Raw genomic sequence first — 303 nt, 5'->3', positions numbered from 1 at the left:
CTGCAGAGATTAATTTTTATTATAAATTAATGGGTGAAAATGAATATCGTTACTCACATAATATACCTGAAGATCATACTGTAAGTGAATCAATCTATAACGAGTATTTAATAAAATTACATGATTTATTTGAAGAGCTACAACAAGCGTATGAATTAATTAATCCAGAAAAATGGACAAATCTAACTCTAAAATTAGATGCAAATGGAAAATTCTCTTTAGACTTAGATTACGAAGATGTATTGAACCAAGGAATGTATTCATCAGAAAGAGAAGCAATTTGGGCATACGAGCATCTAGGGA

The 303-nt window shown here is 29.4% G+C and carries 1 protein-coding gene; it reads left to right on the top strand.

Annotated features, from left to right (window positions below; genetic code table 11):
- Nucleotides 1-303 (top strand): immunity protein YezG family protein (locus SB822_RS56120; RefSeq protein ID WP_410858980.1); only part of this gene is annotated, 303 nt, incomplete at both ends.

This window comes from Paraburkholderia sp. SIMBA_054 (assembly GCF_046534875.1).
Lineage (GTDB): Bacteria > Pseudomonadota > Gammaproteobacteria > Burkholderiales > Burkholderiaceae > Paraburkholderia > Paraburkholderia hospita.
The sequence above is the reverse complement of the archived record's forward strand: the minus strand, read 5'-3'. Positions and strand labels throughout refer to the sequence as shown.